The sequence below is a fragment of the Giesbergeria giesbergeri genome (assembly GCF_054779375.1).
Genome location: NZ_BAAGYJ010000006.1, coordinates 47,781 through 73,578, shown reverse-complemented (window position 1 = coordinate 73,578; position 25,798 = coordinate 47,781). Strand labels below are relative to the sequence as shown.

The 25,798-nt window shown below is 58.6% G+C and carries 25 protein-coding genes; 11 read left to right on the top strand and 14 right to left on the bottom strand.

Annotated elements, in window-relative coordinates; translation table 11 throughout:
* From ttcA to ACYVB2_RS11170, 4 genes are read right to left on the bottom strand one after another with little or no spacing between them, the layout of a single operon-like run.
* Complete coding sequence (gene ttcA / locus ACYVB2_RS11185) at positions 1-945, bottom strand: tRNA 2-thiocytidine(32) synthetase TtcA (RefSeq protein WP_382432934.1); 945 nt, start codon at positions 943-945, stop codon at positions 1-3.
* Positions 942-1,598 (bottom strand): lysozyme inhibitor LprI family protein, encoded by a 657-nt coding sequence (locus tag ACYVB2_RS11180; protein ID WP_382432932.1) that lies wholly within the window; start codon positions 1,596-1,598, stop codon positions 942-944. The genes ttcA and ACYVB2_RS11180 overlap by 4 nt, the downstream gene beginning before the upstream one ends.
* Before the next feature lie 19 nt (positions 1,599-1,617).
* A complete protein-coding gene (locus ACYVB2_RS11175) occupies positions 1,618-1,989 on the bottom strand; it encodes a dihydroneopterin aldolase (protein ID WP_382432930.1) in 372 nt (123 codons plus the stop codon).
* A gap of 29 nt (positions 1,990-2,018) precedes the next feature.
* Positions 2,019-2,816, bottom strand: coding sequence for an SDR family oxidoreductase (locus ACYVB2_RS11170; protein ID WP_382432928.1), 798 nt, complete (start codon positions 2,814-2,816; stop codon positions 2,019-2,021).
* Between the two features lie 9 nt (positions 2,817-2,825).
* Here ACYVB2_RS11170 and ACYVB2_RS11165 point away from each other — a divergent pair, with 9 nt between their 5' ends.
* From ACYVB2_RS11165 to trxC, 3 genes are all read left to right on the top strand, one after another.
* Positions 2,826-3,962: a class I SAM-dependent methyltransferase gene (locus ACYVB2_RS11165; protein ID WP_382432926.1), complete on the top strand. Its 1,137-nt coding sequence runs from the start codon at positions 2,826-2,828 to the stop codon at positions 3,960-3,962.
* A 30-nt stretch (positions 3,963-3,992) separates the two neighbouring features.
* Positions 3,993-4,187: a DUF2905 domain-containing protein gene (locus tag ACYVB2_RS11160; protein WP_382432924.1), complete on the top strand. Its 195-nt coding sequence runs from the start codon at positions 3,993-3,995 to the stop codon at positions 4,185-4,187.
* 68 nt (positions 4,188-4,255) lie between these two features.
* Positions 4,256-4,693 (top strand): thioredoxin TrxC, encoded by a 438-nt coding sequence (gene trxC / locus ACYVB2_RS11155; RefSeq protein WP_382432922.1) that lies wholly within the window; start codon positions 4,256-4,258, stop codon positions 4,691-4,693.
* 16 nt (positions 4,694-4,709) lie between these two features.
* Here the strand turns inward: trxC and ACYVB2_RS11150 are convergent, their stop codons facing one another.
* Together ACYVB2_RS11150 and ACYVB2_RS11145 are read right to left on the bottom strand one after the other, a co-directional pair.
* Positions 4,710-5,966, bottom strand: a complete 1,257-nt coding sequence (locus ACYVB2_RS11150; RefSeq protein ID WP_382432920.1) for a multifunctional CCA addition/repair protein — start codon at positions 5,964-5,966, stop codon at positions 4,710-4,712.
* Entirely contained in the window at positions 5,963-6,535 is a 573-nt protein-coding gene (locus ACYVB2_RS11145) for a 5-formyltetrahydrofolate cyclo-ligase (RefSeq protein ID WP_382432918.1), read from the bottom strand. The genes ACYVB2_RS11150 and ACYVB2_RS11145 overlap by 4 nt, the downstream gene beginning before the upstream one ends.
* A 14-nt stretch (positions 6,536-6,549) precedes the next feature.
* Between ACYVB2_RS11145 and ACYVB2_RS11140 the strand changes: the two genes are divergently transcribed.
* Entirely contained in the window at positions 6,550-8,586 is a 2,037-nt protein-coding gene (locus ACYVB2_RS11140; RefSeq protein WP_382432916.1) for a lytic transglycosylase domain-containing protein, read from the top strand.
* A 98-nt stretch (positions 8,587-8,684) separates the two neighbouring features.
* Here ACYVB2_RS11140 and ACYVB2_RS11135 read toward each other — a convergent pair whose 3' ends face one another.
* A complete protein-coding gene (locus tag ACYVB2_RS11135; protein WP_382432914.1) occupies positions 8,685-10,241 on the bottom strand; it encodes a diguanylate cyclase in 1,557 nt (518 codons plus the stop codon).
* Positions 10,242-10,535: 294 nt separating this feature from the next.
* On the opposite strand from ACYVB2_RS11135, the gene ACYVB2_RS11130 reads away from it, so the two are divergent.
* The gene (locus ACYVB2_RS11130) at positions 10,536-12,533 is read left to right on the top strand and encodes a methyl-accepting chemotaxis protein (RefSeq protein WP_382432912.1); all 1,998 of its coding nucleotides are present in this window, start codon (positions 10,536-10,538) and stop codon (positions 12,531-12,533) included.
* 8 nt (positions 12,534-12,541) lie between these two features.
* On the opposite strand, the gene purT is transcribed toward ACYVB2_RS11130, so the two are convergent.
* A complete protein-coding gene (gene purT, locus ACYVB2_RS11125) occupies positions 12,542-13,744 on the bottom strand; it encodes a formate-dependent phosphoribosylglycinamide formyltransferase (protein ID WP_382432910.1) in 1,203 nt (400 codons plus the stop codon).
* Between the two features lie 238 nt (positions 13,745-13,982).
* Here purT and ACYVB2_RS11120 point away from each other — a divergent pair, with 238 nt between their 5' ends.
* The 4 genes from ACYVB2_RS11120 to ACYVB2_RS11105 all read left to right on the top strand — a co-directional run bounded on the left by ACYVB2_RS11120 (position 13,983) and on the right by ACYVB2_RS11105 (position 18,356).
* Entirely contained in the window at positions 13,983-14,831 is an 849-nt protein-coding gene (locus ACYVB2_RS11120; protein WP_382432908.1) for a 3-hydroxybutyryl-CoA dehydrogenase, read from the top strand.
* A gap of 115 nt (positions 14,832-14,946) precedes the next feature.
* Positions 14,947-15,978, top strand: a complete 1,032-nt coding sequence (locus tag ACYVB2_RS11115; protein ID WP_382432906.1) for a serine/threonine protein kinase — start codon at positions 14,947-14,949, stop codon at positions 15,976-15,978.
* Positions 15,979-16,103: 125 nt separating this feature from the next.
* The gene (locus ACYVB2_RS11110) at positions 16,104-17,120 is read left to right on the top strand and encodes an ABC transporter substrate-binding protein (RefSeq protein WP_382432904.1); all 1,017 of its coding nucleotides are present in this window, start codon (positions 16,104-16,106) and stop codon (positions 17,118-17,120) included.
* 12 nt (positions 17,121-17,132) lie between these two features.
* Positions 17,133-18,356, top strand: a complete 1,224-nt coding sequence (locus ACYVB2_RS11105; RefSeq protein WP_382432902.1) for a GGDEF domain-containing protein — start codon at positions 17,133-17,135, stop codon at positions 18,354-18,356.
* Positions 18,357-18,380: 24 nt separating this feature from the next.
* Here the strand turns inward: ACYVB2_RS11105 and ACYVB2_RS11100 are convergent, their stop codons facing one another.
* Together ACYVB2_RS11100 and ACYVB2_RS11095 are read right to left on the bottom strand one after the other, a co-directional pair.
* Positions 18,381-20,189, bottom strand: coding sequence for an MFS transporter (locus tag ACYVB2_RS11100; protein WP_382432900.1), 1,809 nt, complete (start codon positions 20,187-20,189; stop codon positions 18,381-18,383).
* Positions 20,190-20,318: 129 nt separating this feature from the next.
* Positions 20,319-21,383, bottom strand: a complete 1,065-nt coding sequence (locus ACYVB2_RS11095; RefSeq protein WP_382432898.1) for an RNA-guided endonuclease InsQ/TnpB family protein — start codon at positions 21,381-21,383, stop codon at positions 20,319-20,321.
* A gap of 95 nt (positions 21,384-21,478) precedes the next feature.
* Between ACYVB2_RS11095 and ACYVB2_RS11090 the strand changes: the two genes are divergently transcribed.
* Both ACYVB2_RS11090 and ACYVB2_RS11085 read left to right on the top strand, forming a co-directional pair.
* Positions 21,479-22,210 (top strand): helix-turn-helix domain-containing protein, encoded by a 732-nt coding sequence (locus ACYVB2_RS11090; protein WP_382432896.1) that lies wholly within the window; start codon positions 21,479-21,481, stop codon positions 22,208-22,210.
* A 127-nt stretch (positions 22,211-22,337) separates the two neighbouring features.
* Positions 22,338-22,562, top strand: a complete 225-nt coding sequence (locus tag ACYVB2_RS11085) for a YdcH family protein (RefSeq protein ID WP_382432894.1) — start codon at positions 22,338-22,340, stop codon at positions 22,560-22,562.
* Between the two features lie 92 nt (positions 22,563-22,654).
* On the opposite strand, the gene ACYVB2_RS11080 is transcribed toward ACYVB2_RS11085, so the two are convergent.
* The 4 genes from ACYVB2_RS11080 to ACYVB2_RS11065 form a co-directional block, all read right to left on the bottom strand.
* Positions 22,655-23,932 carry an FIST signal transduction protein gene (locus ACYVB2_RS11080; RefSeq protein ID WP_382432892.1) on the bottom strand — a complete coding sequence of 426 codons (1,278 nt, stop codon included), beginning with the start codon at positions 23,930-23,932 and terminating at the stop codon, positions 22,655-22,657.
* 28 nt (positions 23,933-23,960) lie between these two features.
* Positions 23,961-24,734 carry a PhaM family polyhydroxyalkanoate granule multifunctional regulatory protein gene (locus ACYVB2_RS11075; protein WP_382432890.1) on the bottom strand — a complete coding sequence of 258 codons (774 nt, stop codon included), beginning with the start codon at positions 24,732-24,734 and terminating at the stop codon, positions 23,961-23,963.
* Between the two features lie 82 nt (positions 24,735-24,816).
* Entirely contained in the window at positions 24,817-25,305 is a 489-nt protein-coding gene (locus ACYVB2_RS11070) for a copper chaperone PCu(A)C (RefSeq protein ID WP_382432888.1), read from the bottom strand.
* Positions 25,306-25,386: 81 nt separating this feature from the next.
* The gene (locus tag ACYVB2_RS11065; protein WP_382432886.1) at positions 25,387-25,794 is read right to left on the bottom strand and encodes a hypothetical protein; all 408 of its coding nucleotides are present in this window, start codon (positions 25,792-25,794) and stop codon (positions 25,387-25,389) included.
* Between the last annotated feature and the right edge of the window lie 4 nt (positions 25,795-25,798).

Here is a 25,798-nt window from a genome sequence, read left to right as displayed (position 1 = left end):
TTAACCTATCTGCACCACTTGCACCCCCGGCAAGTTGGAGGGTGCTGGGAATTCTTCGGTATCAAAGGCTTTGTCGCCGTTGTCATCGGCAATGCCTGTGGCTTGGGCGTTGGCAAAGTCAAACAGGCGGCCATCCAACAAATGGCTGGGCACCACGTTTTGCAAGGCGTTGAACATATTTTCGATGCGGCCCGGAAAGCGTTTATCCCAATCGCGCAGCATTTCACCCACCTGTTTGCGTTGCAGGTTTTCTTGGCTGCCACACAGGTTGCACGGAATAATCGGAAAATTGCGGTGCGCGGCCCAACGGCTGGTGTCTTTTTCTGCCACAAAAGCCAGCGGGCGAATCACCACATGCTTGCCATCGTCACTGACCAGCTTGGGCGGCATGGATTTGAGCTTGCCACCAAAAAACATATTGAGCAGCAGCGTTTGCAAAATATCATCACGGTGGTGGCCCAAGGCGATTTTGGTCGCCCCCAATTCATCGGCCACCCGGTACAAAATGCCCCGGCGCAGGCGACTGCACAGGCTGCAAGTGGTTTTGCCTTCAGGGATGATGCGTTTGACAATGCTGTAGGTGTCTTCGTTTTCAATATGAAAAGGCACCCCCGTGCTGCGCAAGTAGTCGGGCAGTACGTGCTCCGGAAAACCGGGCTGCTTTTGGTCAAGGTTGACAGCCACCAAGTCAAAATGGATGGGTGCCCGCGCCTTGAGCTTGAGCAGGATGTCGAGCAGCGTAAAACTGTCTTTGCCACCCGACATACACACCATGACCTTATCGCCTTCTTCGATCATGTTGTATTGCACGATGGCCTTGCCCGTTTCACGGCACAGGCGCTTTTCTAGCTTGTGCGTTTCGCGTTCAATTTTGTGCGCCTTATCTGCGCTGGGGGCCGTAGGCAGTTCGCCCGTCCAGTGGCCAGTTTCCAAAGAGTGGTTCATTTTTTCCGGTAATCCCCAATAAAGGTGACGTTCAATCCACCACAGCCTGATTCTTCCTGTACCACCAAGCCGGTAGCGGTCAGTGCGATGGTGGCGTTGCAGCCATCCAAGTCGAACAGGGCTTTGCCCGCTTTGATCTGCCCTACGCCTTCAATTTCACCCGTATGCACCTGCCCTTGGGCCGCGTTAGGCCCAAGCCAAACGGCATGGCCGGTGGCAAACACCTTGTTGCCATGCAACCCCATCAGCATGATCTCGGCCGAGTCGTTGTCGCGCACCCCGTTGATAAAGCGCACATAGCTGCCATGCCAGCGAGCCGCAGGGGTTGTGCTGCCCGCTACGGCATCGAGCATCTGAATACGGGTGTTCATAGCCTGCGTCAGGCAGGCAGCCGTTGTGCAGCGAGACACCTCGCCGTTTTTCAGCCAATCACGCTGCCACTGGCGGATGGTGGATTTAGCCCCTGAGCGCGCTAGTGCGTCTTTATAGGAGGCATCCAATTGCTCATCCAGCGCAGACAACTGAGGGTCGGCACAAATCATTCTTTCTTTGGCCGAACGGGCCAAAGCGCAATCAAAGCTGGCTGCTTGGGCCAGCCCACCCAGACAGAACAATGCAGTCCACAAGACCGTGGGGCGCAGATATTTTTTCATAAGGGGCGGTTGGGTTGGTTTACCACTGTCCAGTTTCCACGCGAATGGCAACCTCGCAGTCGTCAAAAATTTCGAGTTTGGCAATTTTGACGCGCACGCCCAACACACCGGGCAACAGCATCAGCCGGTGCGCCAGCTTGCCAATCAGGCTTTCGAGCAGGTTGACATGCTCGGCGGTACATTCGTCGATGATGATTTGGCGCACCTTGCGGTAGTCCAATACATGGGCAATGTCGTCGTCGCGCGGGCGCAGCGGTTGGGTGCCCAAATTGAGTTCAGCATCCACCTGAATGGGCTGGGGTGCGGTTTTTTCGTGGTCTAGGATGCCCAAATTGGCGTCAAAACGCAATCCGGTCAGGGTCAGAATATGGGTGCCTGCGGCGTTGTACATAGTAGAAGATCAAGGCGTGCGCCGCCGGGTTACATCAGCGAAAAATCGCGCTCAAATTTCATCAAATGCTGGCCGCCATCCACCAACAACGTGGTGCCAGTGATAGAGCGGTTCTCCAGCGCAAACTGCACCGTGGCCGCCACATCTTTGGGGGTAGACGAGCGCCCCAGCGGGCTCAAGCGGTGCAGTTGTTCAAACTTTTCTGCCGTCAAAAAGGGGCTGGTGAGGGTCAGGCCCGGTGCAACCCCCACCACGCGCAGGCGCGGTGCCAAGGCCAGCGCCAGCATGGTGTTGGCGGCCTCCAACGCCGCCTTGGACAGGGTGTAGCTCAAAAAATCTGGGTTTTGGTTCCAGAGTTTTTGGTCTAGCAAATTCACCACCACGCCCTGCACTGGCACCTCGCCCGCTGCGGCCCGTGCCTCCAAGTGCTGGTGTAGGGCTTGTGCCAACAGAATGGGGGCCGCCGTGTTGCTGCGCAGGTGCCGCTCCAACGCGGCAAAGCCGAAGTGGGCAGCATCATCGTGTTCAAACAACGAGGCACTGTTCACCACCGCATCCACGGTGCCAAAATGGGCAGCTACCTGCGGCAGCAGGCTGCGCACAGCGGCTTCGTTGTCAAAGTCGGCAGCAAAGCAGGCACTGGCCACGCCCAAGGCTTGGCAGGCTGCCACCGCATCGAGTGCCTCAGGGGCCGAGCTGCGGTAATGCACCGCCACCTGCCAACCTGCCGCAGCCAGCGCAAGGGCAATCTGGCGGCCCAAACGCCGGGCTGCGCCAGTGACCAGCACCGTGCGAGGTGGGGCGCAAGAGGGAGAAGAATCAAACATTCAGAGACAATGCAGACTGTGAGCACAGAACACCCAAGTTTAACGACCGCCCTGCACCAGCACATCGTGCAGGCCATTCAATCTGCTGGCGGCTGGATTGGCTTTGACCGCTTTATGGCGCTGGCGCTGTACACGCCCGGTCTGGGCTACTACGCCAACGACAGCACCAAGTTTGGCACGCTGCCGCAATCGGGCAGTGATTTTGTAACGGCCCCAGAGCTGTCACCGTTGTTTGGTCAAACGCTGGCCGTGCAGGTGGCCGAAGCGTTAGAGCACACCGGTACCCACGAGGTTTGGGAGTTTGGTGCAGGCTCTGGCGCGCTGGCACTGCAACTGCTCGACACTCTGGGCGATGCCGTGCATCGCTACACCATCGTCGATGTGTCAGGCAGCCTGCGCGCACGCCAGCAAACGCGGTTGGCAGCCCACCAAGATAAAGTCCGTTGGCTCGATACCCTGCCTGCACAATTGGAGGGCGTGATCGTGGGCAATGAGGTGTTGGACGCCATGCCCGTGCAATTGCTGGCCCGCCACGGCGGCGCACAAGATGGCGTGTGGCATGAGCGCGGCGTAGCACTGGACGAAAACGGCCGCTTTGTCTGGGCCGACCAGCCCACCACGCTGCGCCCGCCGGTAGAGATTGAAGGCCCGCACAACTATCTGACCGAAATCCATCCACAAGCCGAGGCTTTTATCCACACCTTGGGTGATCGCCTGACCCGTGGCGCGGCCTTCTTGATCGACTACGGCTTTGGCGAAAGCGAGTATTACCACCCACAGCGCCACATGGGCACGGTGATGTGTCACAGGGCGCACCAATCCGACGACAACCCACTGGCAGACGTGGGCCTCAAAGACATCACGGCCCATGTCAACTTTACGGCGATAGCGTTGTCGGCACAAGACCAGCCCTTGCCCGAAGGCATGGGCTGGAGCGTACTGGGCTACACCACACAAGCACATTTCCTGATCAACTGTGGCTTGGCGGCCCGGATCGACCAACAACCACTGGCCCAACGGGTACAGGCGGCCAAGCTGATCATGGAGCACGAAATGGGGGAACTGTTCAAAGTGCTGGCGCTGTGCAAAGGCCAACCTTGGGAGGCCATCGGTTTTGTCCGTGGCGACCGCACCCACCGGCTTTAAGCAAAGCCACGCCCCCATCCCTCACCTCCCATGATCCGCTGGCTGATCGTCCTTTTTCTGGCACTGGTGTTTATCAACGGACTGGCCCCTTGGTTACGCAAGCTGGGACTGGGGCGGCTGCCAGGCGATTTTTCCTTCCGACTGTTTGGCCGAGATTGGTTTATTCCGCTGGCCAGCACCGTATTGCTGAGTGTGCTGCTCAGTTTGGCAGTCAAATGGTGGTAACAACAACTTGAATTGGGCCCCTGGCGGCCCGATCTCAGAGCACATCTGTTCCTGTCCGAAAGCCTGCCATGACCCAAGCCCTGCATATTGTCTGCCCGCACTGCCACACCACCAACCGTGTACAGGCCGTGCATTTGGGCAGCGCCCCCGACTGTGGCAGCTGCCATCGGCCCTTGTTCATGGGAGAACCCTTGGCGCTCGATGCCCACAGCTTTGCCCGCCATGTGCAGCGCAGCCATCTTCCGGTGCTGGTGGACTTTTGGGCGCCTTGGTGTGGCCCCTGTCGCCAAATGGCCCCGGCCTTTGCCCAAGCCGCGCGGCAGCTAGAGCCGCAACTGCGCCTGGCCAAGCTCGACACCGAAGCACATCCTGAGGTGGCAGCGCCCTACCACATCCGCAGCATCCCCACGATGGTGCTGTTTTCAGGGGGGCAAGAGCTAGCGCGCATCTCTGGCGCCCTCAGTGCCCCAGACATCGTGCGCTGGGTGCAGTCGGTGCGGCCCTAAAGCGCAGGACACTGGTTCAATCGGAGGCAGCGCAAACCCGACCCAGCCACAAAGACACAGCCTGCACCCGTGCGGCATGAATGGCCTCGCCTACGGCCTTGCCCTGCTGGCCTCTGGCAGCAGCCAATGCCGCTACATCGGCCGTCACCACCGACAAAGCTGCCTGCAACACAGCATTCAGTCGTGCGCGTTGCGGATAGGCTGCCTCCTCAAAACCCAACCGCCCACGGGCATCACATTCGCAGGCTTGCAAAATCTCGTCGAGCCGGGCCGGTTTGCGGATGGCATCGCAGCGTTCTAACAAGCGCAGCAAGGCCGCGGCCCCCAAGTCGCCACTGCGGTGGATATTGCCATGCTCTCGCGCCACCACATCCGCCAGCTCTTTGCAGTCGGTAGGCACGCGCAGGCGCTCACACAGGCCTTTGAGCAACCGGGCGCTGCGCTGCTCGTGGCCAATATGGCGCGGCAACATATCGGCAGGGGTCGTGCCTTTGCCCAAATCGTGCGTCAGGCAGGCAAAGCGCACTGCAAGCGGCGCTTGCAACCGGGCTGCCATGTCCAGCACCATCATCAAGTGGATGCCCGTGTCCACCTCCGGGTGGTACTCGGCACGCTGTGGCACGCCCCAGAGGCGATCTACCTCGGGCAGCACCACACGCAAGGCACCACATTGGCGCAGCACCTCAAACATGCGCGAGGGCTGTGGCTCCATCAGCCCCCGGCTGATTTCTTGCCACACACGCTCGGCCACCAAGTGGTCGGCCTCACCATGCTCCACCATCGAGCGCATCAGCGCCAGTGTCTCTGGAGCCACCGTAAAGTCGGTAAACCGTGCTGCAAACCGCGCCACACGCAAAATGCGCACCGGATCGTCATGAAAGGCATCCGTTACATGGCGTAGCACCTTGTCGCGCACATCCTGCACGCCACCGTAGGGGTCGACCAAACTCTCGGGCGTGACCGGATCAGTCAGTGAGGCAATGGCATTGATGGTCAAGTCACGCCGCGACAAGTCCTCTTCCAGCGTCACGTCGGGCGATGTCTGCACCACAAACCCGCGGTAGCCGCGCCCACTCTTGCGCTCGGTGCGGGCCAAGGCATATTCTTCACGGGTATGCGGATGCAAGAACACCGGAAAATCCCGCCCCACCGCCAAAAAGCCTTGGGCTGCCATCTGCTCGGGTGTGGCCCCTACCACCACCCAATCGTGGTCGTTGACCGGACGGCCCAACAGACGGTCGCGCACGGCGCCACCCACCATATAAATCTTCATACCGGCCAAACAACACCGTTGTCATTGAGGATGGCGTCCAGTGGCTGATCGTGCGGCTCGGGCTCAAACTCGTCCAGATAGCCGTTGGTATAGCCCAGCCCCACCGTGGTGGGGCGCGGTTGCAAGGTCGCCAGCGTGCGGTCGTAAAAGCCACCGCCATAACCCAGGCGGTAGCCACCAGGCCCATAGCCCACACAGGGCACAAACAACAGTGTAGGCACGATCAACTCGGTATCTTTGGGCTTAGGAATGCCGTAAGCGTCCTCCTCCATAGGGCAGCCGGGATACCACACATGAAAGGTCAGTGTTTTGTGCTGCTTGTTGATCACTGGCAGGCCAATGCGGCGGCGCTGGGGCTGATCCAGCAGCTCACCATCTTCTTTCCAGCGGTGCAGCGCAGGCAAGGGATCAAACTCCCCCTTGATCGGCCAATAAGCGCCAATCACCGTATCGGGTCGGTTCAACAACCAAATACGCATGACTTGCTGGAGGTGGTCGGCTCGCTCCAGCCGGTGGGGCAAGTTCAGACGCTGTTCAATCAGAGCGCGGCGCAGGGCTGCTTTGTCCATCCGATAATTCCTCTATGCAATTGCCCAAGATTCTGACACCCTTCGCTGCCACCGCCCTGCTGGCGGCCTGTACCGCGCCTTTGGCGAGCACACCACAGCGTGTAGCCAGCGCAGTATCTACCAGCACCGAGGTGCAAGCCCCCTCCGGCGGCGACGATGTGCTGCGGGAGATGCAGCAGGCCTTTCGCAAGAATGACCGCAAAAAGCTCTCTCTGCTGCTGCCCGCTGCCCGTGGTCATATTCTGGAGCCTTGGGCCGCCTACTGGGAACTGCGTGCCCGCCTAGACGAAGCCAGTGCCGACGAGATTCAGGCGTTTTTCCAACGCTGGGCTGGCACTTACCAAGAAGACCGCCTGCGCAACGACTGGCTGCTGCTGTTGGGCCAGCGCCGCGACTGGGCACGCTTTAGCCAGCAACATGCCCAGTACCGCATGTCAGATGACCGCGAAGTACGCTGCTACGCGCTCACCATCGACCTGTTGCGCAACCACAAGCCCGCAACCGCCATTGCCGAAGAAGTGCGCCGCCACTGGCACAACGCCCGCGATGCCGACGATGGCTGCACCTACGCTGCCAGCGAACTGTTTGCTGCACGCCAACTGCCAGCCCTGGATGTATGGCGTGAGGCCCGCCTGAGCATGGAGGCCAACCGCCCCCGAGCTGTGCGCAATGCAGTCGCCATTGTTGCCCCCGAAGCGGTGGCCCAAATCAATGCACTGTATGACAAGCCCGCGGCCTTCCTGCACAGCCGCGCCACCGCCGCAGGCCGTCAGCGCCAAGAGCTGGTGGTGCTGGCCCTGATCCGGCTGGCCGCCAGCAACCTCGACAGCGCCGCCGAGCTGCTAGAAAACAAATGGGGCGTCCACCTGAGCGCCGAAGAGCGCCATTGGGTGTGGGGAGTGCTTGGCAAACAGGCGGCGCTGCGCCTGTCCCCTTTGGCGCAAGACTATTTTGGAAAGGCAGAGCGCGACTCGCACCTGAACGATGAATTACTGGCTTGGAAAGCCCGCACCGCCTTGCGCACCGGACAATGGAAAACTGTGCGCCAAGCCATTGACGCCATGAGTGACGAGGCCCGCCAAGACAGCACCTGGGTCTACTGGAAAGCCCGCGCCTTGTTGGCGGGCAAACCCTCAGAAACCGAGCGCAGCCAAGCGCGCAATCTGCTGGAGGGCATTGCCAGCCCGCGTGGTTTTTATGAGCAATTGGCAACCGAAGAGTTGGGCCGCAGCATCACCCTGCCCCCAGCCCCACCGCCACTCACGGCAGAAGAAAAGGCCACTGCCCGTGCCCACCCTGGGCTGCAACGGGCGCTGTATGCCATACAAATAGGCCTGCGCCCCGAAGGCACCCGCGAATGGAACTACAGCACCAACTTGCACACCCCCGGCGGCATGACAGACCGCGAGTTGCTGGCTGCTGCCGATCTGGCCTGCCAACGCCAAGTCTGGGACCGCTGCATTAACACCAGCGAACGCACCCGCAGCCTCATGGACTACACCCAGCGTTACCCCATGCCTTTTCAGAGCACGGTGGTAGCCCGCAGCCAAGGCATTGGCCTTGACCCCGCCTATGTGTATGGATTGATACGCCAAGAAAGCCGCTTCATCATGGATGCCCGCTCTGGCGTAGGAGCCTCGGGGCTGATGCAGGTCATGCCCGCCACCGCCCGCTGGACGGCCAAGAAAATTGGCTTGGAAGGCTTTACCCCCGAGCAGATCAACGACCGCGACACCAACATCACCATCGGCACCGCCTACCTCAAGCTGGCATTGGACGACTTTGCAGGCTCCATGCCCATGGCTGCTGCCGCTTACAACGCGGGGCCAGGCCGCCCACGCAACTGGCGCAACGGCCCAGTGCTGGATGCTGCCATTTGGGCCGAAAACGTGCCCTTTACCGAAACCCGTGACTATGTGAAAAAAGTGCTGGCCAACACCACCAACTACGCCGCCCTGCTCACAGGCCAACCACAATCGCTCAAAAGCCGCTTGGGCACCGTAGGGCCAAGAGACAGCGCGCAAGCCGTGCCCAACAAAGACCTGCCCTGAGCCGCCCTACGCCCCCACCGTACCAAGAGCTGCCGCGAAGATTCCGGTCATGAGCGGTTGACACCCGCCCTCGCAGTAGGCCAGGTTAGCCACTGCTCTCAACCCATCTGGCACTCTGGGGCCGTGCAAACACGGTTCTTGCCACTGCGCTTGGCTCTGTACAGCGCCTCATCGGCGCGTTTGAGCCAATCCTCTATGTTGTGCACCTCGGGCGTCAAGCATGCCACCCCGGCACTGGCACCCACACACACGGACGGCCCCCCATCGCCCAACCTGATAGGTTGCGACACCGCTGCAATCACCTGCTCTGCCGTAGCAACAGCCTCGGGGGCTGTGATACCGTGCCCCAGCACCAAGCAAAACTCATCCCCCCCAAGGCGGGCCGCCACATCGGCACGCTGATTCAGCCACTGCAATCGGGTGCCAATGGTGCGCAAGACCTCATCGCCCGCATCGTGCCCATAGTGGTCGTTGACCGGCTTGAAGCCATCCAAGTCCAGCATGACCAGCACACCGCTCTGGCCACCTTGGTCTCTGGCATTGATAGCCAACTCTAGCGCCACTTGCAGACTGGCCCGATTGGGCAAATCGGTCAGTGCATCACGAAAGGCCAGACGCTTCATGGTCTCTTCAGCCCGGCGGCGCAAGGTGATGTCCTCCACCGTCAATATCGCCATTACGGGTGTAACGCCCTCGTGCAGCACAATGGACAACTCGCAAATCATGGGCGTACCGTCATTTTTGCGCAGCACCACCTCGGTCTTGTTGATGAGCTTTTCTGCCGCACTGTGCATGCGGGCGATCAGGTCTGACCATGTGGCCGGATCAGCCCAGATAGGAGACTCACCAATGCGGTCATCTTTGCCGCCCAAGGGGCCAATGCGGCGCTCCCAAGCCTCATTGATACTCACAATGGTGCCGGTATCAATACGCACCACCGCTGCTGCTACCGGCAGCACCTTGAGCAAATCGAGCAAGCGCCGCTTCATTTGCTGCACAGCGGCCACCAGCGGCATATTGCCGTGGGCCAATACAGCCGATGGCGTGCCATCATCCATCAAATTGCCCTGCACCACCTGCTGGGCCAGCACAATCACATGCTGGGCCTCATAACCCTCGCGCCGCAACCAGACCGACAGGTAAACCATCATGGCAATAAAGGGCAAAAAATACGCCACATGCACGCCAAACAGCACCCAAAAGTTGTTCTGGTCAAACACATACACGGGCACACCCAAGGTTTGGGCATAGCCGAGCACCAAATGGTGTAGATAGATAAACACCGTGGCGGCCACAATACTGCGCCAATCGCGGTAGTAAAGCAAAACACCAATCAGGCCAAAGGCTGCAAAATGCGCCTCAATATCGCCCCCAGACTGGTGGATGATGAGGCCGGTATAAGCCATAAATGCACAGCCCATAAAAAGCCGCGTCACCAGTTGCCCCGGCCAAGCCTGTGCCAAGGCATAGGCCAACAGCATCGTAGGCAACCCAACCAGCCCGACCACCGCATAGGTTGCCCGCCACGGTGCCAGAGCGGTACACACCAACAGCAAGAACAAGTTCATCCACACCATGATGCGGTCGGCACGCACACGGTAGGGCCACAGCAGCCCATCGTAAGCTGCCTCCGCCTGTAATAAACGCAATATCACGGTGCAGCCTGGCAAATCCAACGGTTCAACACCTCATGTTGGGCGTAATAGCCCAACCAGAGCAAAGACCAGACGGCCCATAGCAGCACCCAAACCACCGGCCTGCGCAACCACCCAAACCGGGCAGGCACAGCGTCACTATGGCGCGAAACAAGCGTAGGAACCGTCACAGACATCACCACAGTATCCATCCATTTGACGGCATTGGTCACTCTGATTTTGATCAAGTTACAATTAGTCACGCGATGTACGAACTGGATGGCTCCTTGTCATCCTCTCTATGACAAAAAACCCATGACGCTTCTATCCAACAAATACCAATCCCTGGGTCTAGGCCAAAAACTGGCCGCTGCCAACTTCATTTTGGTATCCCTTGTATTGGCAGCATTGATTGGTTTGATTGGTTTTTTTGTTTCAAAAAACATTGAGCAGCGAGCCGAAGACGAACTGGCCCAGCATATTCACATGATGGTGAGCTTTTTGGAAGCCAGTGATACAGATCTGTACCGACGCGCAGAATTTTTAGCCCAAAGCTTTTCTCGTAATTTTTCTGGCAATTTTGAAATTTCTGCCGAGAAAATGCCCATCAAAGATCGGCAAGTTCCGGTGCTTGGGGTCAATGGCACCCCCATCAATCTTAATTATCAGGTAGTAGATCACTTCACACAAAGCACAGGGGCCATCGCCACGGTGTTTGTCAAAGACGGGCATGATTTTGTGCGCGTCACCACTTCCCTCAAAGATGACAAAGGCGAACGTGCTGTAGGCACCCTGCTCGACAAAGCCCATCCTGGCTACCCCAAAGTGCAAAGTGGCCAAGCTTACATGGGTATTGCCACCTTGTTTGGGCGGCGCTATATGACCCGCTACGACCCCATCAAAGATGCCCAAGGCAATGTGCTGGGTATTCTTTTTATTGGCTTGGATTTCTCAGAATTCTTTGCCAACATGAAAGAATCCATCAAGAAATTGAAGGTCGGCCAATCTGGTTACTATTACATCTTAGATTCTAAGCCTGGCAACAACATGGGCACACTGGTAGTGCATCCAGTGCTAGAAGGCAAAAACCTGCTAGACACCCAAGATGCAGATGGGCAGTTCTTTATTCGCGAAATGCTGGAGAAAAAGAACGGCACCCTGCATTACCGTTGGATGAACCAAGGCTCTGACGAAACCACCCCCAGAAAAAAACTGATTGCCTATGCCCACCACCCCAGCTGGGACTGGGTGATTGCTGCCAGCACCTATGTAGAAGAGTACACAGCGCAAGCACATCGACTGATTTTCTGGTTTGCCATGTTGGGACTGTTGGCAGTGGGTTTATTAGCAGCCGCCTGGTTTGTGTTTATCCGGCGCATGATTGTGCAACCCATCCAACAAGCCTGCACAGTAGCCGCCACCTTGGCCTCGGGCGATTTGTCCGGGCATCTGACAGAATCACGGCACGACGAAATCGGCGATTTGCTGCACGCCATGAACAGCATTGGCGAAGGCTTGACCCGTGTGGTCACCACAGTGCGCACCGGCTCCGAGAGCGTCGCTCTGGCCAGCGCCGAAATTGCGCAAGGCAACCAAAACTTAAGCCAACGCACAGCCAGCCAGGCCAGTGCCTTAGAGCAAACAGCCGCCTCTATGGAAGAGTTGGGCAGCACCGTCAAAACCAACGCCGATCATTCGGAAACAGCCAACCATCTGGCCCAAGATGCCAGCCAAGTGGTGATTGACAGTGGTCAAGTGGTGGAGCAGGTGGTACAAACCATGAAGGGCATTGAGGCCAGTAGCCACCGTATTGCAGAAATCATCACGGTGATTGATGGCATTGCCTTCCAAACCAATATCTTGGCCCTCAATGCAGCAGTAGAAGCTGCCCGCGCCGGAGAGCATGGCCGGGGCTTTGCCGTGGTAGCCAGTGAAGTGCGGGCATTGGCAGGCCGCTCGGCCCAAGCCGCCCAAGAAATCAAAGAGCTCATTAGCAACAGCGTGGAGCAAATCCAGCACGGGGGCGTACTGGTAGAAAAGGCAGGCCACAGCATGCAATCGGCGATTGCAGAGATTCAGAAGGTTGCCTCACTGATGCATGAGATCAGCAACGCCAGCCATGAACAAAGTGCAGGCGTGCAACAGGTGGGAGAAGCCATCGTTCACATGGACCAGACCACCCAACAAAATGCCGCACTGGTGGAAGAGATGGCCTCTGCCGCCAACAGCCTGCGCCAGCAAGCCGCAGATCTGGTCAGAACCGTGTCCGTCTTCAAGCTCGCCACGGCACATGCACACGCCGATGGCGCCTAACCACCCACTCAGACCCGGCGTGGACGCACCTTGCTGGCAGCCAACTTGGCATTTTGGCGAGCCACGTCTACATCAGTAGCACGGGCCAGCGCCACCCCCATGCGGCGCTTGGCAAAGCTCTCCGGCTTGCCAAACAGGCGCAAATCGGTATCTGGCACGCGCAATGCGTCGTCTACACCGTCAAACACCATGCCAGTGGCCTCCATGCCACCATAAATCACGGCGCTGGCACCGGGGTTGCGCAGGCTGGTATCTACCGGCAAACCCAAAATGGCACGGGCATGCAGTTCAAACTCACTCTGGTGCTGGGTACACAGGGTGACAAGGCCCGTGTCATGTGGACGGGGGCTGACCTCGCTAAACCACACTTGCTCCCCCTTCACAAACAACTCGACGCCAAACAGCCCTTGGCCGCCCAGGTTGTCGGTCACGGTCTTGGCAATATGGCGGGATTTTTCTAACGCCACCGGGTGCATGGGGTGGGGCTGCCAGCTTTCAACATAATCGCCGCCAACCTGCACATGGCCAATCGGATCACAAAAATGGGTGGCTACTTGGCCCTCAGCATCCAAGGCGCGCACTGTGAGCTGGGTGATTTCATAATCAAAATCAATAAAGCCCTCCACAATCACCCGTCCGTGGCTGACCCGGCCACCGGCCATCGCCACATCCCACGCCTTTTGCACATCTTGTGGGCCATCTATTTTGCTTTGGCCCTTGCCCGAGCTGCTCATGACCGGTTTAACGATACAGGGGTAGCCAATGCCGCCATCAATGGCGGCTTGCAACGCTTGCAAGGAATCGCAAAACCGATAGGGGCTGGTGGGCAGGCCCAGGGTTTCGGCTGCCAAGCGGCGAATGCCTTCACGATCCATCGTTAGGCGCGCAGCACGGGCGGTAGGAATCACACGCACCACACCGGCTGCCTCCAACTGCTCCAGCATCGGGGTGGCAATGGCCTCAATCTCAGGCACGACCCAGTGGGGCTTTTCGGCCTCGATCAAGGCTTGCAATTGTGCTGGGTCGCTCATGGCGATGGTGCGCGCATGGTGGGCAACCTGCTGACCAGGAGCATGGTCATAACGGTCTACGGCGATGGTTTCTACACCCAGGCGCTGCAAGGCAATCAGCACCTCCTTGCCCAACTCGCCCGAACCGAGCAGCATCACTTTGGTGGCATGGGGAGACAAGGGAGTGCCAAGGGTGGTCATGGAGTGCTTTCAAAAAAATACAGATCAAACCAGAAGAACAGGGCCAGCGGCCCACGCAACGCCAAACTGTAATCCAGACGGCACACACCAGCCCACCAGCAAAGACGGGCCGATATGCGCCTCCAAAATCGCGATGCTGTCAATGAACTTGGTTATGCTGTGTCACTGCGCATCGTGGGGCTACTCCCACGGGCAGCTTTTGTGTGGCCTTTGTTCTACTTTAAAGAGGATTTTGTATATGACCATCACCACTGTCGGCATCATCGGCGCCGGAACCATGGGCAACGGCATTGCGCAAGCCTGCGCAGTTGCGGGTATCAACGCCATCCTGGTAGACATCTCTGACGCCGCCGTACAAAAAGGGTTGGCCACTGTTGCAGGCAGCTTGGATCGCCTGGTCAAGAAAGAAAAGATCAGCGCCGCCGACAAAGATGCCATCTTGGCCCGCATCAAAACCAGTACCAGCTACGACGACCTGAAGGCCGCACAACTGGTGATTGAAGCCGCCACCGAAAACCACGACATCAAGGTGAAGATTCTCAAGCAGGTTGATGCGCTGGTCGATCCTGAAGTCATCATCGCTACCAACACCTCGTCTATCTCCATCACCGAGTTGGCCGCCACCACAGGCCGCCCCGACAAGTTTGTGGGCATGCACTTCTTCAACCCCGTGCCCATGATGGCGCTGGTAGAGGTGATTCGAGGTCTGCAAACCAGCGATGCAACCCACGATGCCGTGCAGGCACTGGCCAAGGCATTGGGCAAGACGCCCATCACCGTCAAGAACAACCCCGGCTTTGTGGTCAACCGGATTCTGGTGCCCATGATCAACGAAGCCTTCTTTGTGTTGGCCGAAGGCTTAGCCACCGCCGAAGACATCGATGCAGGCATGAAGCTGGGTTGCGGGCAGCCCATGGGCCCACTGGCGCTGGCCGATCTGATTGGTCTGGATGTCTGTCTGGCTATCATGGAAGTGTTCCTAGACGGCTTTGGCGACAGCAAATACCGTCCTGCCCCACTGCTCAAGGAAATGGTGGCCGCTGGCCGCTTGGGCCGCAAGACGGGCCAAGGCGTATACAAGTACTGAGCAACACCCCCACCAGCCAACAGGGCCATGCCCTGTTGGCGCCATCAAGCCGGCATGTACCACCACGGTATATTTCCGGCTTTTTTTATTGCCAAGGGCACGCGACAATGGCTGCATGAACGCCTCCACTGCCCCTAGGGCTGCACACCACCCTTTTTCTTCCCTCACGCCCGATGTGGTGCTGGATGCACTGGCTGGCGTTGGCCTGTATGGTGATGGGCGTTTGATGGCGTTGTCATCCTACGAAAACCGCGTCTACCAAGTAACGCTAGAGGACAGCAGCCGTGTGGTGGCTAAGTTCTATCGCCCCGAACGCTGGAGCCAGACACAAATTCTGGAAGAACACGCTTTTGCCGCCGAACTGCAAGAGGCCGAGGTGCCTGCCGTGGCTCCACTGGTGTTGCAAGGCCAGACATTGCACCAACATGGCGGGTTTGCCTTTTCGGTCAGTCCTTGGCGTGGTGGCCGCCAGCCTGAGCTGGACGATTGGGAAGTGCTGGAATGGCTGGGCCGCTTTCTGGCCCGCATCCACAACGTGGGGGCAGCCCAGCCTTTTGTCGCCCGCCCAGCACTCGATGCCACCAGCTTTGGCAGCGAGGCACGCGACTGGCTGCTGGCGCAAGCCATCATTCCACTGGACGTGCAATCTGCTTGGCGCGATGCTTGCGAACAAGCACTGGCCTTGATCGCTGCCACTGGTGGCCCCCACGGCGGCCTGCCCCATGCCACCGCCTTGCGCCTGCATGGCGACTGCCACCCCGGCAACATTCTCTGGACACCACTGGACGAATACGGGCGCGGTGGCCCACACTTTGTTGATCTGGACGATGCACGCATGGGGCCAGCCATTCAGGACTTGTGGATGCTGCTCTCGGGCGACCGGCGCCAGCGCACCGGGCAACTCAGTGCCTTGCTAGAGGGCTACGAACAACTGCGCCCATTTGATCGGCGCGAACTGGCCTTGATAGAGCCCCTGCGCACACTGCGCCTCATTCACTACAGCGCCTGGCTGGCCCGGCGTTGGCAAGACCCCATTTTTCCGATCAACTTCCCGTGGTTTGGCAGCAGCGACTATTGGCGCGGCCAAGTAGACATGTTGCACGAGCAAATCGAGGCCATGCAGGAAGAACCCCTATCGGCATATTAGTAAAAACCTATACGATTCCAGCTACTATTTGTTTCATCTTATCTTGATGCAAGCATTTGCAAGCTCTACGGGTTGTCCATTTTTAGAGTTTCAGAACAAAAACCGTTCTTCACTATGGGATCACCATGCACCATCGCCTCGATTGCCCGAGCAAACGCCAGTTATTGCAAACCGGCTGCGCATTGGCTGCCAGTGCTCTGGGTTGGGCAGGCAACGCCCTAGCGCAGGGCCACCACCGGATCATCCGTATTGGGGTTACACAAATCGTCTCCCATGCAGCACTGGATGCCGACCAAAAAGGCTTTGAGGCCGCACTGCTCAGTGCGGGCTTTAAAGAAGGGACCAACCTTCGCTATCTGCGCCACAATGCCCAAGGGAGTCTAGAACAAGCCCATGCCATTGCCCAAACCTTGGTGCGCGAGCAAGTCGACCTGATCCACAGCATTGCCACGCCCACCACACAGGCCGTAGTGCAGGCCACACGCAGCATTCCGATTATTTTTTCTTCCATTACCGACCCACTGGGTGCAGGCATCGTGCCCCAGCGCAGTGAGCGCGGCCAGACCACACAGACCAATGTGACCGGCGTCAGTGATTTATGGCCTGTGGTGTTGCAAATGGAGACCTACGCCAAGATGGCGCCGCAGGCCAAACAGTGGGGCACCATTTATAACCCCGCCGAAGTCAACTCCATCACCCATACCAAGGCCATGCGGGCAGCGGCGCAACAGCTAGGGCTGGAGCTGATCGAAGTACCCATCCGCCACAGCAACGAGGTCGGCCCAGCAGCCACTTCGTTGGTGGGCAAAGTGCAGGCTTTTACCATCACCTCCGACAACACCACCGTCGCCAATCTGGAAGCACTGGTGGCCGTGGCCAACCGACACCGAATACCCCTGTTTGCTGGCGATGTAGACAGCGTTGCGCGTGGTGCTGTGGCAGCCTACGGACTAGATTACTTTTTGGTGGGCTACGCTGCAGGTAAAAAGGCCGCACTGGTACTCAAGGGAGCCGCCGTTGGCAATATTCCTTGGGGGCCGGTAGAAAAATTCAGTCTGGCCATCAACCTGCGCGCGGCCAAAGCGCAAGGCGTGGAACTAGCCCCCGCGCTGCTAAAAAAGGCGGACAAGGTGCTTGAGTAATCCGCCGCCGTCATGAAGCTTCTGGGCAGCATCTATATTGCCATTGCCATCTTGGTTCTGACCACGGCCATTGGCTGGTATGTAGACATACACAACGAGCAGATGCACGAACGCCATCTGACCGTACATACCCAACTGGAGCGCATGGCACGCCTACAGCAAGAACTCAACGGCATGTTGAGCACGGCAGTGCTAGAAGAAAACACTTTGCGTGCCAGCACCTATGACCGGGTAGGAACGGATCTGGACAGCACACTGCAATCGGTCAAACAGCTGACAGCCACTTTGGGCCTGTCTGACGAGATCACGGTGGTACAGGCAGACCATGACAAATTGCGCACCATTGAAGCCCATGCCATTGCGGCCATGCGACAAGAACAATGGTTGCAGGCGCGGCGCTTGTTGTTTGATGACGACTATCTGCTCACCAAAAAGCTCTACGAGATCAACAGTGAAACCGCCGTTGGCGCCCTCACGGCAGAGCTGGGCGCACAGGCCCAGCGTTTTGCCAAGGCCCGCACCGCCGCCCTGGGGTTGCGTGTGGGGGCAGTGCTGTTGCTGATTGGCGTGAGTGTTGTATTCTCGCGCCGCTTGCGCGAAGAACTGCGCGAACGCGAACGTCTGGGCCAAGAAATCCAAGCGGCCAATGCCATGCTGGAAGACAGTGTGCGCAAACGCACTGCCGAACTAGAAGCGGCCAACCACCAGCTAGCCACCCTGAGCACCACCGACAGCCTGACCGGATTGGCCAACCGACGCAAGTTTGACGAAGTCTGGCAAACCGAATGGCAGCGTGCCACCCGACAAGGCACGCCACTGGCAGTCATCATGCTGGATGTAGACTTTTTCAAGCGATACAACGACCACGATGGTCATCAGGCGGGCGATGTCTGTTTACAACAAGTAGCGCACATTCTGTCTGGAGGCATCCACCGGGCTGGCGAACTGGTAGCCCGCTATGGTGGCGAGGAGTTTGTGTTGGTGCTGCCCGGTGCAGATATTGCCGATGCCTATGCCAGCGCCGAACGCATCCGTGTGGCCGTGCAAGCCGCAGCCATTGCACACGCCGACTCCCCTCTGGGGCCAGTAGTGACTGTCAGTGTCGGTCTGGCCGCAGGCATCCCCCGTATCGGCACCCACCCCGAACATCTATTGCGCGCTGCCGATGCCGCCCTCTACCGCGCCAAGGCCCAAGGGCGCAACTGCTGTTGCCTCAGCCCAGCAGACCTGGCGTAATGGCCTCCTCGGCACCACACCAGCTCAGGGGCGCAGAGCATCCAGACGCTGGCGCAGCCCCTGCGGAGTGCAATCTGTGGGGGCCAAGGCGGCCCCCACCTGCAACTGCACCCGCCCCCAAGCCGCATGGGCAGGTTGGTGCAGGGCCAAAGGTACACAAGACACGGCAATGCCTGCTGCGTGGGCTTGCGCCAGCAATTGCAGGCTGTCTTGCTCTGAGGTCACGGCCAATAAATCACCTTCGCGCAGCACCTGCAACGCTGTAGCCTGCGCTTGCTGGCGTGCCAGTGCATCGTTTGGCCCAGACGCCCAGGCAATGGCTTTGGACAAACGCAACAGCCAACCACCCCAAGGTTGATGCAACAAAGCAGGCTCCACCACAAAACAAATAGGCCGGGGGCTGGCCGCCATCAGCAAGACCCGATCCACAAACCCCGCATGGTTGCACACCAATATGGCGGCACCACTGGTAGGCAGATGCTCATCGCCCTTGACCTTGAAGTGATACACCAAACGCGACAACACCCAGGCAATAAAGCGCAACAGGTATTCAGGCACCAACAAGAAGATATAGCCAGCCACCACAGCATTAGCCAACCCAGTAGCCAAAAACACCTCGGGCACCGTCCAGCCAGCCCCCAACAAAGCCCCCGCCAATACAGAGCTGGCAATCATGAACAACGCATTGAGGATATTGTTGGCCGCAATGATGCGTGCGCGGTGCGTGGGCTGGCTGCGCATCTGGATCAACGCATACATGGGCACGCTATACAACCCGGCAAACAAACTCAGCAGCAGCAAATCCAACATCACCCGCCAATGGGCAGGCTGGGCCACAAAGGCGGTCACACCCATCTGCGCGACTGTGGGCAAGCTGTGTGCTGCCGCATACAGATCGACGGCAAAAACCGTCATGCCAATAGCACCCAGCGGCACCAGTCCGATCTCTACATGGCGGCGCGACAACACTTCACACAACAGCGAGCCTGTGCCAATGCCCACCGAAAACACCACCAGCAGCAAGGAGGCCACATGGGCGTCGCCATGCAACACATCGCGGGCAAAGCTGGGAAATTGGGCCAAAAACACGGCACCAAAGAACCACATCCAGCTAATGCCCAACAACGAGCGAAACACCACAATGTTGCCATGTGCCAGCTTGAGGTTACGCCAAGTCTCGCTGATGGGGTTCCAGTTGATCTGCAGATGGGGATCGGTGGCCGGAGCTGCCGGAATAAACTGCGCCAGCACCCGCCCGGCCAAGGCCAACCCCAAGCAGGCCAAGGCCACCATGGTCGGGCCTATATTGGGCAGGGCCACCAACAAACCACCGGCCACATTGCCCAACAAAATAGCCACAAAAGTGCCCATCTCAATCATGCCGTTACCACCGGTGAGTTCGCGCTCGTTGAGTGCTTGGGGTAAATAAGCAAACTTGACCGGGCCAAACAGGGTGGAATGCACCCCCATCAAAAAAGTACACAGCAGCAGCACCCCGACACTGCCCAGCATAAAACCCGCCCCAGCCAGCAGCATGATGGCAATCTCTAGGCTTTTGACAAAGCGGATGATGCGCGTCTTTTCAAACTTGTCGGTAAGCTGGCCTGCTGTGGCCGAAAACAGCAAAAACGGCAAAATAAACAACGCCCCAATCACCAACCCAGCCAATGTGGGCGACAGCCATGCCACTTGCAGCTGGTAAGTCACCAGCACCGTAAAAGCAAATTTGAACAGGTTGTCGTTGGCCGCCCCAGCAAACTGCGTCCAGAAAAACGGTGCAAAGCGGCGCTGGCGCAGCAGGGCAAACTGGTTCGGGTGCTCGGAGTGGGGCATGGCAGGCTCGTAAGAGGATGGCGGGAAGGCGTGTTGCAGATTGTGCCCACCTGCCGCTACAACAAAGCACAAAACCCTGCACCAGACGCATCTGGCGATACTGGCAGTATCTTTGACATCCTCGCCGCCCTAAAGGACGGCGATTCCCTCTACAGGCGCTCGATGTCCCGAGCGGGCACTGGATTTATTCAGAATATTTTTGGCGGCATTTACATCACGGTCATGCGCACCACCACACTCCGAACAAACCCAGTGCCTTATTCCAAGGTCTGCGATACCTTTCGGCCTCGAATCGGGCAGTGCGCCGCAATGCGAACAGACTTGGGAAGAAAACGCTTCATTCACTTCTTCATACCACGCGCCATTCGCCACCGACTTGTACGCCAGCATGGTTTTGAAGGAATGCCAAGATGCGTCATACACGCTTTTGGCCATCTTGGTCTTAGCCAGTTTGCCGCTGCTGACGTTACCCACAGCGATGTAATCAAAGCGGCGCACGATGTCCGTGCTAGCCTTGTGCAGAAAGTCCATACGGCAATTGGCCATCTTGGCATGGATGTTGGTCACTTGGCATTTTTTGTGCGCCCGCTGCGCTTGGGCCAGCTTGGCTTCCCATTGGCGAAGGTAACGCGGGTGCTCGATTTTCTCGCCGGTGGACAGGGTAGCCAACTCTTTCAAGCCCAAGTCAATCCCGACACCGCGCAAAGGCTGCCGGGTGGGTGCGTCTGGCATTTCGACCGCGATGTTGAGGAACCAGTTACCACGCCGATCTTGAGCAAAGCAGGTGCCATCCTTTATCTTGCCTTCAGGCAATGGGCGCGAATCAAAGACGCGGAAAGTGTTACCGGCAAAACGAAAGGCATTGCCCTCGCGCTTCAACTCCCGGCCTTTGCGTGGAACCCAGCCCAGCGTGCGTTTGCCACGGTAGCGCAGATAGGGGCGCTTGAACTGCTTGCGCGACTTGGCGTATTGCTCACACACTGCATTCACTGTGCCCGAGTGGATGCCCAGCTCTTTACTGCTGCCGGTCGTGAGCTTATTCAAGTCAAAGCCGGTAGGCCAAGGCTTGCGCCACTTCAAGGCGCGCTTTTGCGTGTCGTTGCAGAAGTTCCAGACAAAGTTCACCGCCCGCGCCTGCTGGTTCAGCAAGCCGTTCAAAGACTTGACGCGGTAACGGTACACCTTGGTGCTCATCCGGGCATGGTAGCCCGTTTTTTCAACCCAGTGCAGCCTCTCGGCTGCGCTCCTTTCCTTCCCGGCATAAATGCCGAGGTTTCTCGGAGCATTCGATGAGCACCACTGCCGACCTCGTCATCGCCCTCAAGCAAGAACTCAAGGCTGCCGGGCTGACCTATGCCGATGTAGCCCAGGCACTGGGCATGGCCGAATCCAGCGTGAAACGGATGTTGGCCAAAGGCGACATGCCCCTGTCACGCATGGATGCCATCTGCCGCGTACTCAAACTGGATTTTGCCGATTTGGCTCGGCGTGTGCTGGAGGCCCAGCCCCTGCTGGCCCAACTCAGCCACGCCCAAGAGCAAGCGGTAGTGGCCGACCGAGTGCTGCTGTTGGTTGCCATTTGCGTGCTCAGCCAATGGACACTAGAACAAATCACCCACAGCTACCGCGTGACGCAGGCGCAGGCCATTGCGGCACTGGCCCAACTAGACCGCATTGGCATCATCGAATTGCGACCGCTGAACCGCTATCGCCTCAAGCTCGCCAAAACCTTCCGCTGGCGGCCCCACGGGCCCGTGATGCAGTATTTTCGGGAGCATGCACTGCTGGACTATTTTGGTGGCAGTTTTGACGGCCCCGGCGAGGGGCTGCTGCTGGTGCATGGCAGCATCAGCCAAGCTTTGGCTCCCGCCTTCATGGAGCGCCTACAACGGGTGGCGCAAGACTTTGCCCAACAACACCTGGCCGACCAGAAACTGCCTGAAAATCAACGCGAAGGCTACACCCTGTTGCTGGCCGCACGCCGTTGGGAATTTGCAGCTTTGGCAGCCATGCGCCGCTGACTTGCGGCCCATTGCAAGGCCCGTGCGGCACTCGGGTTCTTGGGGTCTGGTTCAAGGGTGGGTATAGTTGCAAACAGTGGCGCGTCGATGTCCGGCGCCCCGAACTCCCCCTTTACAAGGATTACCCATGTTTCCCGAGTACCGCGAGCTGATCACCCAACTCAAGCATGTTGACCACCACTTCACTCGCCTGTTTGACGAACACAACGACCTGGATCACAAGATCAAGGCCATGGAAGCCCGCACCATTCCTGGCACCGATGTTGAAATCGAAAACCTGAAGAAAGAAAAACTCCACCTCAAGGATCAACTGTATGTGATCCTGCAAAAGAAGGCCGCCGAACAGGCCTGATGCCAGCACCGAGACCGGCCTGACCACCAGCAGCCCCCGGTTTCATGCCATCACCAAGGCGCCTTCGTGGCGCCTTTACTGTGTGGGGCTCTTCAGTCCTCGTCTATCTCTGGTGCCGTCAACACCGTCAGCACAGCGGTATAGCCATACAGATGGTGGCCTGCAATCTCACCGCCCGCAAAAACCCCGACCAAAGGCACATCGCCCAAGGCATGGCGCACCCATTGCAGCTCAGCACCTGGCGCACCAAAATGGCTGCCACCACGCCCCGAACAGCTCACATAAATAGCCCCAGTGATGTGCTTGGGTAGCACGGGCGATGGCACCGTATGGGCAGGAGCTACTTCCAGCATGTCTGGCGTCAGCTCTTCGCGCACTTCCGCACAGATACGCACCAAATCTGCCCGTGCTGCCGCAGGGCTGCGCTGGCAAAACTGTAAGCCCATACCCGGATGCACATGATCGGCCAAGGCAATACCCCGTCGAGTGCCATCAAGCCCCACGATGTGGCGCACCCGCACCTCTGCGCCTAAATGACCGGGGTGCTGCACGGTAGGCATGGAGTGGCTGTTGGGCATATCCATCAGACCGGCCAAGATGCCCCGCACCTTTTCAACCGCTTGGTGCGGATCGGCCTGGAGTGACACGCCCAATGTGCGCAGCAAAACGTCTAGGGCTGGTTCGTCATCCAGCGCCAGCACCACATTGTCTTGTGCAGCCGTGATCTGGTAACGCGGCCCCACGGGTTGGCAACCCTGGGTGACACGCGACACCAGCCCCAGTTCCGCCCCCCAAGCTACGCCAGAAAGCCCCCCGTCAAACACACCACTGGCAGCACCCTGACCCGCTACCGTGCCACTGCTACTGACAGCAAACTGCACACTGCGACCACGGCTGGCTACCAAACCACCAAAGACAGCGCCACTGTCTGTGCGCTCGGCAATCTCAGCAATCAAGCCTGGCAAATCAGGGGTACGGCCATCGGCATGTACCAGTGCTGTGCGCGCCGTAAAACCACTGTGTCCAGTGCGGGGCAGTGGCGCTACCCCCGAAAACACACGGTATTGGTCCACTGGCAGCTCCAGCAACATCACCGACAGCGCAGGCTCATCAAAATACTCTGCCCCACTGGCACAAACACCGATACCGACCATGCCACTCCAATCGGTGACGGTAGGCAACTCGGCACTGAAAAAATCCAGTATGCCCTGCGCCTCGCTGGCATAGTGATCCGTGATGTAGAGCAGCCCCAAATTGGGCGTATCAGCATAACCAGGCAGGGCCATGTGCGCCCGCAATTGGGCCAGCGCCAACGCAGCAGCCATACGCCACTGGGGATGTGTCGCATGGCCTGTGGGACAGCGTTTCATAACAGGCCGATCCAACCAGCAAAGACGATCAACGGGCCGCCTTGGTACGGCGCACCGCCGCTTTGCGCGGCTCTGTATCGGACTCAGCCGGAGCATCTTCTGCGCCCGGTGTGCTCTGTGTGGGTGCCGCCTTGCGTGCTGTGGCCTTCTTGACAGGTGCTGCCGCCTGACTGGCCTGTTGTGCCGCTGCACTGGCCACTGTGGCTGCCTGCAGGGTGGCCTCCTTGACCGTTTGCACACTCTTGGCCGCCATATCGGTAGCCGTCTTGAAGGCTTCTGCCGCCAGATCGGTGGCTCCCGCCTTGGTCGCTTCGGTCATGGCCGTTGCAGCAATTTGCTGAAACTGCTGAGTCAATGCCCCCCACCATTGCATGGGGTCTACCACACTGGGAGCTGCTTCGGCAGACGCGGTACTGGCCGTTTCACTGGCAGCGTCCGGTGGTGCTGCCGGAGCAGCAGCCTGCGCAGGGCTGGCACTGGCATCCGTCTTTTTGATAGTGAAGGCGTTGGCCATGTCCGCCATGCTGAAATTCATTCCCTTGAGCGTGGCGAGCGTCATTTTCTGCACTTCGAGGGCTTGGATGGTGGCCGTCAGTGCGCGGGAGTTTTGCTCTAACCAAAACTGCACGGCCTTCAGCTCGGTAATGCGTTTTTCCAACTCCTCTACGCTGATGGTGGGTGCTATCCAACTCGACATATTGGGCATCTGCGGCAAACTGCTGGCCGCCCCCTGGGTCAGGTTTTGCAAAAAGTCAAAGCCTGGCAAAAAATTGCCAAAACCGAAAGAGGATGTATCGCTCATGGCCGCTCCGCTGGGTGATCAAAAGATGCCTACAGCTTAACCCAAGGCAGTGACAAGCCACAGAGCGATACAGTCTACTTTTTTAGTGGTGGTGGGCTGTCCCATGCACTGGGGCATTGCTTGGCATCTTGGCACTGACTGGCAACTGCAAAGACAACTGTGACTGTGCCCCTTGGGCATCTTGGAACACCAGCGTCAAAGGCACCTGTGTGCCTTGGGCCAAGGGAGCCTTCAAATCCATCAACATGACGTGGTATCCGCCCGGCTTGAGCTCTACCACGGTGCCTGCTGGCAGGTTCAAACCAGCCACTGCCCGCATTCTCATCACATCACCATCCATCTTCATTTCATGGATCTCGGTCACACCGGCTACAGGAGACTCTGCCCGCACTAAACGGGCGGCACTGCTCGCCGTCAAGCGCATGAAAGCACCCGTAGCCTTTTGGCCCACGACACTGGCACGCACCCACGCATTTTCTGCCACCACAGGAGCAACCGTCTGGGCATGAACCACACCAGCACACAGCACAGCGGTCAGGAATAAAGGGGAAACAAAGCGTTGCAACAACATATAGATACTCCGGTGCCACCGCATGTAGCACCTCTCAAAAAACCAATCCACAGGCAACCCGGCTGGGTGCCCTCCAACAAACTACAGGGTCTGTAGCACCCGCATCACAAACGCTGCGGTGCCCAGTGCTGTCGTGGGCGGCCCACGGGCAGGCAACGCCGCCGCTGCCCGCCACACCCAAGGCGCAGCGTCCATCAGCACCTGTCTGTTCTCTGTCTCTTGTCTGGGGGCACTTGGTACAGAAGCGCCTGTGGGTGGAGCAGCCGTGCCCATGCACAAGGGGCAATCGAGCAGGTGGTCTACCGCACCCACCAGCAGTCCATCCTGATATCCCACCCAGCGGGCTGGCCCCATTGCAGAGCAAACCTGCTCCAGCCCCACCGGACGCAACAGGGGCGAGGCCACAGCCCCCCCTACTATGGCCAGCCACACGACCAGCACGCAGCGGATCAGCCAGCACCTGCGCAGCACAGAAAGGCGGATGGGCACCAAC